The sequence below is a fragment of the Microbacterium marinilacus genome (genome assembly GCF_019753765.1).
GTDB lineage: Bacteria > Actinomycetota > Actinomycetes > Actinomycetales > Microbacteriaceae > Microbacterium > Microbacterium marinilacus.
Map to the genome: position 1 here is coordinate 1 of NZ_JAIJZW010000004.1, position 13,216 is coordinate 13,216.

Sequence of the window (13,216 nt, forward strand, 5' to 3'; positions counted from 1 at the left end):
TACTCTTGTGCTCCGGCAGCGCCTCAGCGAGCATCCGCAACGCCCGCTCACGCATCTCCGGTTCGAACTTCTTCGGCATCGTCATCCCATCCTGGATTAGAGGACGGAACGAAAGCCAGGCCGATTCGGACATCGCCGGACTCCCGGGCGCCGTCTCAAGCGAACTCGAACGTTCGATACGAGGACCTGACATTGAAGCGTCGACCCTTCGGGTCTGCTGAACGGATAGGTGACATCTGATCTGGCTTGCCCGAGGGGGTGGGCCTGGAAGGATGCCATCGTGCCTAAGCCCTATCCGAAGGAGTTCCGCGAGGACGTCGTCCGTGTCGCGGAGAACCGCGAGCCCGGTGTGACGGTCGAGCAGATCGCCAAGGACTTGGGGGTTCACCCGATGACGCTCACGAAGTGGCTCGCGCGGTCTCGTGCCGCGGAGAAGTCGACCGAGTCCGGCGCGCCGATGCCTGCCGACCAAGCCGCCGAGCTGCGGGAGTTGCGGGCGCGCAACCGGCTGTTGGAGCAGGAGGTGGAGGTGCTGCGACGGGCGACGGCGTATCTGTCGCAGGCGCATCTGCCGGGAAAAGGCTCTACCCGCTCGTGAGAGAGCTCGCCGCTGACGGGATCCCCGTCACGGTGACGTGCCGGGTATTGAAGCTCGCCCACCAGCCCTACTACCGCTGGCTCAAGAACCCGATCACCGAGACCGAGCTGGCGGAGGCGTATCGTGCCAACGCCCTGTTCGACGCGCAGCGTGACGACGCGGAGTTCGGGCATCGGCTGCTCGCGGACGAAGCCCGCGACGCGGGGCAGGCGATGTCGGACCGCACCGCGTGGAAGATCGCGTCCGTGAATGGCTGGTGGTCGGCGTTCGGCAAGCGCAAGGCGCGCGGGAAGGGCCGCAAGGCCGGCCCGCCGGTCCATGACGACCTCGTCAAGCGCGAGTTCACGGCGGATGCCCCGAACCGGCTCTGGCTGACCGACATCACCGAGCACCGCACTGCGGAGGGCAAGCTCTACCTCTGCGCCGTCAAAGACGTCTTCTCCGGCAAGATCGTGGGCTACTCCATCGACTCCCGCATGAAGTCACGGCTCTTCGTGAACGCCATCCGCAACGCCACCGCTCTCCGCGGAGATGTCTCCGGTTGCGTCCTGCATTCCGACAGGGGCAGCCAGTTTCGCTCCCGGAAGGCGATCCGAGAGATCGCCGCCACCGCATGGTCGGATCGATGGGTCGAGTCGGCGCCGCAGGTGACAACGCCGCCATGGAGAGCTTCTTCAGCCTGCTGCAGAAGAACGTCCTCAACCGCCGTTCCTGCGCCACCCGCGACTAGCTACGCATCGCGATCGACACCTGGATCGAGCGCACCTACCACCGCCGACGCCGACAAGACCGCCTGGGCCGTTTGACCCCGGTCGAGTTCGAGACCACGATGACCAAGACCCTGGCCCTCGCGGCCTGACTAACCCCTGTCACCTATCCGTGCAGCAGACCCGAGGTAGAAGCCCCGGACTGCGGTCGGGCTACGTGCTTGCGATGGTGGCGCGCGCGTCGTCCAAGAGAAGGTAGAGCGTGTGGCTCGTACCAGGGAACTTCGTGAACCCGAATCGCTCGTAGAAGGGGACGACCTCCGGAGTCAAGGCGTGCACGAGGATAGCTCTTGTCCCGATGATCTCGGCTGCTTGGATAGCCTTGACCGTCGCATGCTGCAGGAGCGACACCCCTAGCCCGCGTCCCTTGCACTCAAGGTCGACGGCAAGGCGGCCGATCAGGATCACAGGTATCGGGTCCGGCTGGCCCTTGCCGAGCTCAGCGGGAGCCTCCTCTCGTTGCAGCGCCGAAGCGGAGAGGCAGTAGTAACCGGCGACGCGTCCTGCATCTGTAACGCTCACCATTGTTCGAGACGCACCGGTCAACTCGTTGTTCCGAGCACGCCCTCTTAGCCACTGATCCAGTGACTTCACGCCACACTGAAAGTCGGAGAGCCTATCTCCGGCTTTCAGTGGGCGAGGGGTGTGGAACTCAGTCAACAAAGACCGACTTGCGGCTCAGCAGCTCACGGAGACCGTCGACGCTACTGGCCGGGCGATCAAGAATCTTCATGAACTCGTCAAATCGCGCGGCATCCACTTGCAGCTCGCGATCCCGACGAATGACCTCCTCCGCACGGTTCGTCAGCGTGTCAGTAGAGAAGTCAGTCAGGGATCGGCCCTGGATCGCAGCTGCGGTTTCAATGGCAGTCTTTTGCTCGCTGGTTAGGCGAAGCTCGATCCTCTTGTCCTTCAGCCCGCTAGTCATGTGTTCAGCGTACGGCAAATTTCCGTACGAGGCCAATCCGACCACCACGGCCTCGAGCATCGCTCCCGACGCCCGCGTCTGGTGGTGCCGTCACTTGCTAAAGCGGCAAGGATCGGAGCGGATGATCCCCCGCCGACGACAACGCCCCACCCAGCCGGAGCCGGATGGGGCGCTCTCACATCGGTGCGTCAGACGAGGCTGCGCAGCACGTACTGCAGGATGCCGCCGTTGCGGTAGTAGTCGGCCTCACCGGGGGTGTCGATGCGCACCACCGCGTCGAACTCGACCGGCTGCTTGCCCTCGGGCGAGTGCTCGCTCGGGGCCGCCGTGACCTTGACCGTCTTCGGGGTGGTGCCTTCGTTGAGGGCTTCGAGGCCCTCGATCGAGACGATCTCGGTGCCGTCGAGGCCCAGCGACTCCCAGCTCTCGCCGGCCGGGAACTGCAGCGGGACGACGCCCATGCCGATGAGGTTCGAGCGGTGGATGCGCTCGAAGCTCTCGGTGATGACGGCCTTCACGCCCAGCAGGCTGGTGCCCTTGGCCGCCCAGTCGCGCGACGAGCCCGAGCCGTACTCCTTGCCGCCGAAGATGACGAGCGGAGTGCCCTGCTCCTGGTAGTTCTGCGAGGCGTCGTAGATGTACGACTGCGGCGCCTCGGGCTTCGTGAAGTCCCGCGTGAAGCCACCCTCGATCTGCTGACCGTCGTTGACGGCCTTGACCAGCGCGTTCTTCAGGCGGATGTTCGCGAACGTGCCGCGGATCATCACCTCGTGGTTGCCGCGGCGCGAGCCGTACGAGTTGAAGTCGCGCTGGGCGACCCCGTGCTCCGTCAGGTACTGCGCGGCCGGCGTGCCGGCCTTGATGTTGCCCGCGGGGCTGATGTGGTCGGTCGTGACCGAGTCGCCGAGCGTCGCGAGCACGCGCGCGCCGGAGATGTCCTCGACCGGGGTGAGCTCCATGCTCATGCCGTCGAAGTAGGGCGCCTTGCGCACGTAGGTCGACTGCTCGTCCCACTCGAACACGGGGCCCTCGGGCGTCGGCAGGTTCTTCCAGCGCTCGTCGCCGTCGAACACCGTCGCGTACTGCTTGATGAACTGCTCGCGCGAGATCGACGAGTCGATGATCTCCTGCACCTCGGCCGGCTCGGGCCAGATGTCCTTGAGGAACACGTCGTCGCCGTTCGCGTCCTTGCCCAGCGCATCGGTCTCGAAGTCGAAGTTCATCGACCCGGCGAGCGAGTACGCGACCACCAGCGGCGGCGACGCGAGGTAGTTCATCTTCACGTCGGGGCTGATGCGGCCCTCGAAGTTGCGGTTGCCCGAGAGCACCGCGGTGACCGCCAGGTCGTTGTCGTTGATCGCGGCCGAGACCTCCTCGATGAGGGGACCCGAGTTGCCGATGCAGATCGTGCAGCCGTACCCGACCGTGTAGAACCCGAGGCTCTCGAGGTCCTTGTCCAGGCCCGACTTCTCGTAGTAGTCGGTGACGACCTTCGAACCGGGCCCCAGCGTGGTCTTGACCCACGGCTTGCGCGTGAGGCCCTTCTGCGTGGCCTTGCGGGCCAGCAGACCGGCGGCGATCATGACCGACGGGTTCGACGTGTTGGTGCAGGACGTGATCGCCGCGAGGGTCACGGCGCCGTTGTCGAGCAGGTACTCCTGACCCTCGGGCGTGGACACCCGGACGGGGTTGGAGGCCGCGTGACGCGCGCCGCTCGCCAGCAGGCCGGCGTGCGCGTGGGCGTGCTCGTCCTCGTGCTGGTGGGACACGCCGTTGGCGGAGACGGTCTCGTGCTCGACGCCCGGGGCGTTCCCCGGGTCGGACGCGGGGAAGGTGCCCTCGACCTCGACGGGCTCCTCGGCCCGCTCGGTGTAGTTGAGGATGTCCTTCTCGAACTGCGACTTCGCCTCGGACAGCAGGATGCGGTCCTGCGGACGCTTCGGGCCGGCGATCGAGGGGACGACCGTCGACAGGTCGAGCTCCATGTACTCGCTGAAGACGAGCTCGCGGGACGCGTCGTGCCAGAGGTGCTGCTCCTTGGCGTACGCCTCGACGAGCGAGACGGTCTGCTCGTCGCGGCCCGTGAGGCGCAGATAGTCGAGCGTCACGTCGTCGATCGGGAACATCGCGGCGGTCGAGCCGAACTCGGGGCTCATGTTTCCGATGGTGGCGCGGTTCGCCAGCGGCACGGACGCGACGCCCTCGCCGTAGAACTCGACGAACTTGCCCACCACGCCGTGCTTGCGAAGCATGTCGGTGATCGTGAGCACGACGTCGGTGGCGGTGACGCCGGAGGGGATCTCGCCCGTCAGCTTGAAGCCCACCACGCGCGGGATCAGCATCGACACGGGCTGACCGAGCATCGCGGCCTCGGCCTCGATGCCGCCCACGCCCCAGCCGAGCACGCCCAGGCCGTTGACCATGGTGGTGTGCGAGTCGGTGCCGACGCACGTGTCCGGATAGGCCCGCAGCACGCCGTCGACCTCGCGGTCGTAGATGACCTTGGCGAGGTGCTCGATGTTCACCTGGTGCACGATGCCGGTGCCCGGAGGCACGACCTTGAAGTCCTGGAACGCGGTCTGGCCCCAGCGCAGGAACTGGTAGCGCTCCCCGTTGCGCTCGTACTCGATCTCGACGTTGCGCTCGAGCGCGTTCTCGGACCCGAACAGATCGGCGATGACCGAGTGGTCGATGACCATCTCCGCCGGCGAGAGGGGGTTGATCTTGTTGGCGTCGCCGCCGAGCGCCGTGACCGCCTCGCGCATCGTCGCGAGGTCGACGATGCAGGGAACGCCGGTGAAGTCCTGCATCACCACTCGGGCGGGCGTGAACTGGATCTCGGTGTTCGGATCGGCCGTCGGGTCCCAGGAGCCGAGGGCGCTGATCTGCTCGCTGGTGATGTTCGCGCCGTCCTCGGTGCGCAGCAGGTTCTCGAGCAGGACCTTCAGGCTGAAGGGCAGCTTCTCGAAGCCCTCGACCGCGTCGATGCGGAAGATCTCGTAGTCGGTGCTGCCGACCGTCAGGGTGCTCTTGGCACCGAAGCTGTTGACCGTTGACACGGGCTGTCTCCTCCTGGGTCGACCGCGCTTGCGCTCTTCATACTGCCCCCGACCGGGGTCGCCGGGCCAGCAAGGCGGGCCTAACCCCAGGCGGGTCTCGAAGTGCTGTCGGTCGTCCGCTATTTATCTTGATGTCAAGATAAATCTATCACGTGCGGGATGCCGGATAGAGCGCCCGGACCGCGAGCCACGTGACCGCCACGAGCGGGGCGAACAGCGGCAGGCCCATCAGCAGCTTGAGCGTGCCGAGGAGCGTCGTCTCGTTCGCGAGGTACAACGGCAGCTGCACGGCGAGGCGCGCATAGAACAGCGCCGCCCACGCGATCGCGAGCCACAGGAACACGCGGCGCTTGCGGCGGTCCTCGCGCCAGGCCGTGCCGTCGCCGAGCAGGAACCCGGCGGCGAGCCCGATCAGCGACCAGCCCACGAGCGCGGAGACCAGGAACGCCGTGCCGTAGACGCCGTTCGCGACCAGGCCGATCACGAAATTGTCGCGGCCCTGGCCCGTGAACAGCGCGAGTGCGGCCGCGGCCCCCGCGGCGATGAGGCCGCCGAGCGCGGCCGCGGGCGGGGACTTCTGGACGAGGCGCACGAGCGTGAACACCGCCGCCATGCCCACCGAGAGACCCAGGGACAGCACCAGCGGCTCCGGCCACAGCGTGTAGACGATGACGAACACCAGGCTGGGCAGGATCGACTCAAGCATGCCTCGCACGCCGCCCATCGCCTTCCAGACGACGTCGCCCGTGGTCGCCTCCTCGGCAGGGTCGATCCCGGCGCGGCGGGCCGCGCCGCCGATCGCCGCGCCGACGAGCTCGGAGGCGGAAGGGGCCTCGCGATCGTCGCGCGACTCCCCCGGCGCGTCTGTCGGGCTCGTCATGTGCGTCAGGCCGATGCGGGCGTCGAGGGCATCTTCAACGGGATGAGGTCGCGGGGCGGCATGGGAGCCCCGCCGCGCACCACGACGATCGACCGGAAGAGGTCTTCGACCTGCTCCGCTGCCGCGGGATCGGCGGCACCCGCCCCCCCGATGACGCCGCGCAGGAACCAGCGCGGTCCGTCCACGCCGACGAAGCGCGCCAGCCGCATCTGCGCGTCCTGGCCCGCTGCGACCGGCACCTCCGCGAGGAGCTCGGGCCCGAGCGGCCCCTCGCGCTCCTCCACACGTCCGCCCTGCTGACGCACCTGATCGCGGATCTGGGCGCGGGTCTCCTCCCAGAGCCCGGTGGTGCGCGGCGCCGCGAACGGCTGCACCTGCAGCGTGGAGCCGGCGTAGTCCAGCCCGACGGCCACGATCCGCTTCGTCTGCTCCTCGACCTCGAGGCGCAGGTTGAGCCCCTCGCGCGGCAGCACCTTGATGCCGCCGAGATCGATGTACGGGCGCACCGGGTTCGCCTCGGTCTCGTCCAGCGGGCCCACGGCCTCGCGGTCGACGGGAGCCGACTTGCGGCCCACCTCGAGCTCGTCCGACGTCTCGGGATTCGGATCGGTCACTTCGTTCTCATTTCGACTCGTTCGCTTCGCTCAGTCGCGCGGCCCGGTGGCCGCCGACGGCGGCTCCTGCGGTGCCTGGTAGCCCGTGGACCCGAAGCCGCCGGCGCCGCGAGCGCTGTCGGGCAGCTCGTCCACCGGCAGGAAACGCGCCCGCGGCACGGGCATCAGGATCAGCTGCGCGATGCGGTCACCGGGCTGGACCTCGTACGCGTCACGGGCGTCGGTGTTGAGCAGCGCCACCTTGATCTCCCCGCGGTACCCCGCGTCGACCGTCCCCGGCGCGTTGACGATCGTGATCCCGTGCTTCGCCGCCAGGCCGCTGCGCGGCACCACGAAGGCCGCGTACCCCTCGGGCAGCGCGATCCGCACGCCGGTCCCGACGAGAGCGCGCTCCCCCGGCTCGAGGCGCACGGCCTCGGAAGCCACCAGATCGGCCCCCGCGTCGCCCGGATGCGCATAGACCGGCGGCACCGATGCGATGATGGGAACGTCCACGGTTTCGGTCACTCCACGAGGGTAATGCAGAACACACCACAGCCCGTCCGGTCCACGACGGCCGCGCGCCCGCTCTACCGGGAGCGCCTGTCGCCTTCCCTGTGGCTGCTCGGCTCCGCCGCGGTGATCGCACCGATGGCGGCACTCGTCTTCGTCCAGTACGACGCCACCCTGTCGCTCGCGATCGGTCTGGTGGTGGGCTTCCTCGTGATCGCCGGCCTCATCGCCGCCTCGCCGGTGATCGAGGTCCGCGGCGGGGTGCTGCGTGCGGGACGCGCGCACATCGACGTCGCGCTTCTCGGCGAGCCCGTCGTGCTCGGCGGCGAGGAGGCCCGGGCTGCGCGCGGAGCAGGCCTCGATCCGCGCGGCTGGCACCTGATACGCGGAGGGATCGACGAGATCGTCGTCCTTCCGGACGAGGACCCCGACGATCCCGTGTCGTCGTGGACGCTCTCCTCGCGCACGCCCGATCGCCTCGCGGCGGCCGTGCGTCACGCTCAGGGCCTTCAGGCAGGACGCTAGGGCGTCCCGCCTCGCGCTCGCGTCTCGTCAGAGACCGTTCGCGCGAACGCTCAGGCGGCGCAGTCGCGGCAGATCGGGCCGCTCGCGTCCTCGTGGTCGATCTGCGAGCGGTGCTTCACGAGGAAGCAGCTCATGCAGGTGAACTCGTCGTCCTGGGCCGGCAGGACCACGACGTCGAGCTCGACGTTCGACAGGTCGGCGCCGGGCAGGTCGAAGCTCGAGGGGTTGTCGGCGTCCTCCACGTCCACCGAGCCCGACAGGTTGTCGGGCACGCGCGCCTTCAGGGCCTCGATCGACTCGTTGCTGTCGTCCTCGGTCTTGCGGGGGGCGTCGTAATCGGTTGCCATGTGAGTGGGTCACGCTTCTTTCATCGGCTGTGGTGCGGCCCCGCCGTGCGGCGGGGCGGCGATAGTCTGCACGTCCGTCGCCGGTTTGGCAAATGCGGGGCGCGCCGTCATCCAAACTCGCGGCACGCCCGCGCTATTCCCCTCGGTTGGGGCAGGCCCGTGAAACCATGTCCACGTCGTTGATGCCAGCGACGAGCGGCGAGCCAGAGGAGCATGGGCATGGAACAGCTCACCATCATCGGAACCGAGGACGGTCGTCTCGTCCTGGCCACCGAGGCCGGTCAGCGCTTCACCCTCGCGATCGACGACGTGCTGCGCTCCGAGATCCGCAAGGCCGGGCGCGAGGCGACGCCAGCAGAGGCGCGCACCCCGCTGCCGAGCCCGCGCGAGATCCAGGCTCACATCCGCGCGGGCATGTCCGCCGAAGAGGTGGCCGAGCTCCTCGACGCGCGTGTCGAGGACATCCGTCGCTTCGAGGGGCCCGTCGTCGCCGAGAGGGAGCACGTGGTCGGACAGGCGCTTGCGGTGCCTGTGCTGATGGGCATCGAGCTCGAGCATGACGAGAACCCGACGTTCGGCGTCGCCATCCGCGCGAAGCTGGAGGATCTCGGGGCCACGGGCGAGCGCTGGACGAGCTGGAAGGAGCAGGCGGGCTGGATCGTGAAGCTCGAGTTCACCGCCGAGGAGGTCGACCACGACGCACGGTGGAGCTTCGAGCGACGACGCGGCGCCCTCTCGCCGCTGAACGGCGACGCCACCGCGCTCTCGCGTCAGGGTCCGATGCCCGAGGGGCTGATCCCGCGGCTGCGCGCCCTCGACGCCGTGGCGCCCTCCGATCTCGCCGATGACGGTGGCGACGCACGTTTCGACACCGGAGCGCCCGGTCCTCGCCGTCTTCCCGACCCCGAGCCGGAGAGCGCCCCGTCGCCGGGAGTGCGAGAGCTCGCCACGAAGCGTGCGCCGGGTGCGCAGTCGCCGAACCCGGACACCGCGGACCTGCTCGAGGCGCTGCGTCGACGGCGCGGACAGCGCGAGCCCGCCCCCGATTTCGAGGCCGATCGGCCCTCGGACCGCTCCCGCTCCGAGCACCCCGCCGCGGAGCGACCCCGCACCGAGCGCACCCCGGTCGCGCTCTTCGACAGCCTGCCGCCCGCGCCGGAGAACGACGAGCGCGACTCCCCGGAGGGCGGGAACGACACGCCCCGGAGACGGGGACGACCGTCAATGCCCTCGTGGGACGAGATCGTCTTCGGCGCACGCAGCGACGAATGACGCGATGACCCGGGCTGCCGGGCCCGATGCGCCGCTTCCGAGGGAGCGGTCGGCAGCTCCGGCTCAGCCGGCGTAGGCGCCCAGGCGAAGAAGCGGGACGACGACCTCCTCCGGCGTCGTCGAACCGTGCTGTCCGATCATGTCCTGCGGACGCTTGTCGGCGAGCCGGTCGTCGTAGAACGCCCAGGAGCCGCGCGCCGCCACGAGGACGTCGCCGATCCGCGGGACGACGTCGTCGGCCACCGGTCCGAACACACCGCCGGCGATCGCGTCGTCCCGGGTGACGACATCGGCCGATCGCCCCGACTCGCGCTCCCACGTCCGCGCCACGTCGGCGGCGTGCACGTCATCCTCGAGATAGAGGTGGAGCAGACGCGGCTCGCCGCCGAGGTGGGCGACGCCGTCGAGGCGAGGGTCCTCGCTCTGCAGCAGCACGTGCCGGTGGCGCGGCACGTCGACCATGCCGTGGTCCGCGGTCGCGACCGCGCCGACGCCGTGCGGCACCGGCGCCGCGAACGCCCCGTCGACGTCCTCGAGAGCGGCCACCCACTCGTCGGATGCGACGCCGTGGCGATGCCCCGCCTGGTCGACCTCGGGCAGGTAGCAGTACACCAGCGACCCGGGCTCTGCCGCGGCCAGCTCGTAGGCCAGCCGCACCCGCGCGCGGACGTCGTCCGCCGGGACGTATTCGGCACCCCGGAGGATCGCCGCGGTCAGCCCGCTCTTCGAGTACTGGCCGAGCCCCACGGCGAACGTGCGCCGCCCCTCGGCCGCGGCGCGCTCGAACACGGTGGGACGTCGCTGCCACGACGCCGGGTCGAGCCCGTCGCGCTCGTAGCCGTTGAGCTGGTTGACCGGACGTCCGCGCGCGGGGTCCATCACGCGGTAGCCGACGAGCCCGTGCTGTCCCGGCTCGGAGCCGGTGAGGATCGACGTGAGCGCCGCAGCGGTCGTCGAGGGGAACACCGACCGCGCGACGTCCTTCTTGCCGCCGAGAGCCGCCAGGCGCCTGGCGTGACCGGCGTGGGCGCGCAACTGCATCGCCCCCAGCCCGTCGATGACGATGAGCACGGCCGATCGGACCGGCGCGAGCATCTCGGCGGACCCCGACAGGGACGCGAGGATGTCCGGCGCAACTCCGGTGAGGCTCCGGGCTGAGAGGGGGCCCGTCGGTACGATGGGGGGCATCCGGGCAAGTCTCGCACAACGCGCTTCGCCCTCCCCGGCGATCCTCGTCCGGACCCCACCTCCATCGAGAGAGCAGTCGAGAGAGCAGTATGGCCCGAAAGACCCCCGCTTCCCCGAGCTCCGCCGACCCGGCTCCCGAGCGCATCGAGGACATCGACCTCGAGACGGAGATGCAGGGCTCGTACCTCGAGTACGCCTACTCGGTCATCTACTCGCGGGCGCTGCCCGACGCACGCGACGGGCTCAAGCCCGTGCAACGCCGCATCCTCTACCAGATGGCGGAGATGGGTCTGCGGCCCGATCGCGGGCACGTCAAGAGCGCGCGCGTCGTCGGCGAGGTGATGGGAAAGCTCCACCCGCACGGCGACTCGGCGATCTACGACGCGCTCGTGCGGCTGGCACAGGACTTCGCGCTGCGCGTGCCGCTCGTCGACGGGCACGGCAACTTCGGCTCGCTCGACGACGGCCCCGCGGCCGCGCGGTACACCGAGGCGCGCCTCGCGTCGCCGGCCCTGTCCCTGACGGAGAACCTCGAAGAGGACGTCGTCGACTTCATTCCGAACTACGACGGCCAGTTCCAGCAGCCCTCGGTGCTGCCGGCGGCCTACCCGAACCTGCTGGTGAACGGCGCGAGCGGCATCGCCGTCGGCATGGCCACGAACATGGCTCCGCACAACCTCAGCGAGGTCGTGGCGGCCGCCACCCATCTGCTCGAGCACCCGGAGGCCACGACCGCCGAGCTGATGGAGTTCGTGCCCGGCCCCGACTTCCCGTCCGGCGGCATCCTGGTGGGCCTCGACGGCGTGCGCGACGCGTACGAGACCGGCCGCGGCGCGTTCAAGCTGCGCGGCAAAGTGTCGGTCGAGCAGGTCGCCCCCCGCCGCACCGGCATCGTGATCACCGAGCTGCCCTACATGGTGGGTCCCGAGCGCGTGATCGACAAGCTCAAGGACGCGGTGCAGTCGAAGAAGCTGCAGGGCATCAGCGATGTCGCCGACCTCACCGACCGCAACAACGGGCTCCGCCTGGTCATCGGCATCAAGACCGGGTTCGACCCGCACGCGGTGCTGGAGCTCCTGTATCGCCTCACCCCGCTCGAGGACTCGTTCAGCATCAACAACGTGGCGCTGGTCGACGGCCAGCCGCGCACGCTCGGCCTCAAGGAGCTGCTGCGGGTCTACATCGATCACCGCCTAGAGGTCGTCACCCGGCGGAGCCGGTATCGCCTCGACCGCCGACGCGAGCGGCTGCACCTGGTGCAGGGCCTCCTCGTCGCCATCCTCGACATCGACGAGGTCATCCAGGTGATCCGGTCGTCCGACACGTCGGAGCAGGCGCGCGGACGCCTCTGCACGGTGTTCGACCTCGACGAGGTGCAGGCCGAGTACATCCTCGAGCTGCGGCTCCGGCGCCTCACGAAGTTCTCCCGCATCGAGCTGGAGCAGGAGCGGGACTCCCTGCTCGCGGAGATCGCCCAGCTCGAGGAGCTCCTCGGGTCCGAGGTGCTGCTGCGCAAGACGGTCGCGCTGGAGCTCGAGGCGACCGCGGACAAGCACGCCACGCCGCGCCGCACGCTTCTGATGAACGGCAAGCCGGCCGCGCCGCGCGCGAAGAAGGGTGCCGCGCCCGACCTGCAGATCGCCGACGCGCCGACGCTCGTCGCCCTGTCGACCACCGGGCGCGCGGTGCGCGTCGAGGTGCCCGACGGGCAGCCGCTCGTCGCGCCCGCACGACGGAGCAAGCACGACGCGATCCGGGCGACGGTCGCGACGACCGTGCGCGGTGAGGTCGGCGCGATCACGACGAAGGGGCGCGTGGTGCGCTTCTCCCCCGTCGACCTGCCGTCCGTGCCGTCCAACTCCGTGCAGCTCGGCGTCGGCGTCAGGCTGCACGACTACATCGGACTCACGGACCGGGGCGAGCGGATCCTGACGCTGGTCGCGTTCGACGATGACACCCCGCTCGCCCTCGGCACCGCCCAGGGCGTCGTCAAGCGCGTCGTGCCCCCGGCCCTGCCGCCGAAGCCCGAGATCGAGATCATCGCGCTGAAGCCCGGGGACGCCCTGGTCGGTGCGGCGCCGGCACCCGACGACGCCGAGCTCGTCTTCGTGTCGAGCGACGCTCAGCTGCTGCGGTTCACGGCATCGGCGGTGCGTCCCCAGGGCGCGGCCGCCGGGGGCATGGCGGGCATGAAGCTCGGTGCGAAGGCGGACGTGGTGTTCTTCGGCGCCGCTACGGGCGACGAGACCGTGGTGGTCACCGTCTCCGGGTCCGAGTCCACCCTGCCGGGTGCCGACGCCGGACGCGCCAAGATCTCGGACTTCTCCGAGTTCCCGGCCAAGGGGCGCGCCACCGGTGGCGTGCGCGCACACTCGTTCCTGAAGGGCGAGGACCGTCTCACGCTCGCGTGGGTCGGTCCCGATCCCGCTCGCGCCGTGGATCCGACGGGCGCGGTTCGCAAGCTGCCCGAGACGCTGGCGCGCCGCGATGCGTCGGGTCAGCCGCTCGACGCGGTGGTCGGGTCCATCGGGCGCACCCTCGTCTGA

At 69.6% G+C, this 13,216-nt stretch carries 11 protein-coding genes and 1 pseudogene; 4 read left to right on the forward strand and 8 right to left on the reverse strand.

Features of this window, described 5'->3' with window-relative positions; genetic code table 11:
* Positions 1 to 280: 280 nt before the first annotated feature.
* Positions 281 to 1,457 (forward strand): annotated as a pseudogene (locus K5S26_RS07750) (IS3 family transposase).
* Positions 1,458 to 1,518: 61 nt separating this feature from the next.
* On the opposite strand, the gene K5S26_RS07755 reads toward K5S26_RS07750, so the two are convergent.
* The 6 genes from K5S26_RS07755 to dut all read right to left on the reverse strand — a co-directional run bounded on the left by K5S26_RS07755 (position 1,519) and on the right by dut (position 7,353).
* Positions 1,519 to 1,959 carry a GNAT family N-acetyltransferase gene (locus K5S26_RS07755; protein ID WP_308122833.1) on the reverse strand — a complete coding sequence of 147 codons (441 nt, stop codon included), beginning with the start codon at positions 1,957 to 1,959 and terminating at the stop codon, positions 1,519 to 1,521.
* A 58-nt stretch (positions 1,960 to 2,017) separates the two neighbouring features.
* Entirely contained in the window at positions 2,018 to 2,293 is a 276-nt protein-coding gene (locus K5S26_RS07760; RefSeq protein ID WP_221857421.1) for a type II toxin-antitoxin system TacA family antitoxin, read from the reverse strand.
* A gap of 188 nt (positions 2,294 to 2,481) precedes the next feature.
* Complete coding sequence (locus K5S26_RS07765) at positions 2,482 to 5,352, reverse strand: aconitate hydratase (protein ID WP_221857422.1); 2,871 nt, start codon at positions 5,350 to 5,352, stop codon at positions 2,482 to 2,484.
* A 148-nt stretch (positions 5,353 to 5,500) separates the two neighbouring features.
* On the reverse strand, positions 5,501 to 6,232 hold the full coding sequence (locus K5S26_RS07770; protein WP_221857423.1) for a DUF3159 domain-containing protein: 732 nt from the start codon (positions 6,230 to 6,232) through the stop codon (positions 5,501 to 5,503).
* 5 nt (positions 6,233 to 6,237) lie between these two features.
* Positions 6,238 to 6,846: a DUF3710 domain-containing protein gene (locus K5S26_RS07775; RefSeq protein ID WP_221857424.1), complete on the reverse strand. Its 609-nt coding sequence runs from the start codon at positions 6,844 to 6,846 to the stop codon at positions 6,238 to 6,240.
* Between the two features lie 30 nt (positions 6,847 to 6,876).
* Positions 6,877 to 7,353, reverse strand: a complete 477-nt coding sequence (gene dut / locus K5S26_RS07780; RefSeq protein ID WP_221857425.1) for a dUTP diphosphatase — start codon at positions 7,351 to 7,353, stop codon at positions 6,877 to 6,879.
* A gap of 12 nt (positions 7,354 to 7,365) precedes the next feature.
* Here dut and K5S26_RS07785 point away from each other — a divergent pair, with 12 nt between their 5' ends.
* Positions 7,366 to 7,863, forward strand: coding sequence for a DUF3093 domain-containing protein (locus tag K5S26_RS07785; protein ID WP_221857426.1), 498 nt, complete (start codon positions 7,366 to 7,368; stop codon positions 7,861 to 7,863).
* 50 nt (positions 7,864 to 7,913) lie between these two features.
* Here the strand turns inward: K5S26_RS07785 and K5S26_RS07790 are convergent, their stop codons facing one another.
* Entirely contained in the window at positions 7,914 to 8,210 is a 297-nt protein-coding gene (locus K5S26_RS07790) for a DUF4193 domain-containing protein (protein ID WP_221857427.1), read from the reverse strand.
* 219 nt (positions 8,211 to 8,429) lie between these two features.
* On the opposite strand from K5S26_RS07790, the gene sepH reads away from it, so the two are divergent.
* On the forward strand, positions 8,430 to 9,482 hold the full coding sequence (sepH, locus tag K5S26_RS07795; RefSeq protein ID WP_221857428.1) for a septation protein SepH: 1,053 nt from the start codon (positions 8,430 to 8,432) through the stop codon (positions 9,480 to 9,482).
* A 63-nt stretch (positions 9,483 to 9,545) separates the two neighbouring features.
* On the opposite strand, the gene K5S26_RS07800 is transcribed toward sepH, so the two are convergent.
* The gene (locus K5S26_RS07800) at positions 9,546 to 10,670 is read right to left on the reverse strand and encodes an alkaline phosphatase family protein (RefSeq protein WP_221857429.1); all 1,125 of its coding nucleotides are present in this window, start codon (positions 10,668 to 10,670) and stop codon (positions 9,546 to 9,548) included.
* An 89-nt stretch (positions 10,671 to 10,759) separates the two neighbouring features.
* On the opposite strand from K5S26_RS07800, the gene K5S26_RS07805 reads away from it, so the two are divergent.
* Positions 10,760 to 13,216: a DNA gyrase/topoisomerase IV subunit A gene (locus K5S26_RS07805; RefSeq protein WP_221857430.1), complete on the forward strand. Its 2,457-nt coding sequence runs from the start codon at positions 10,760 to 10,762 to the stop codon at positions 13,214 to 13,216.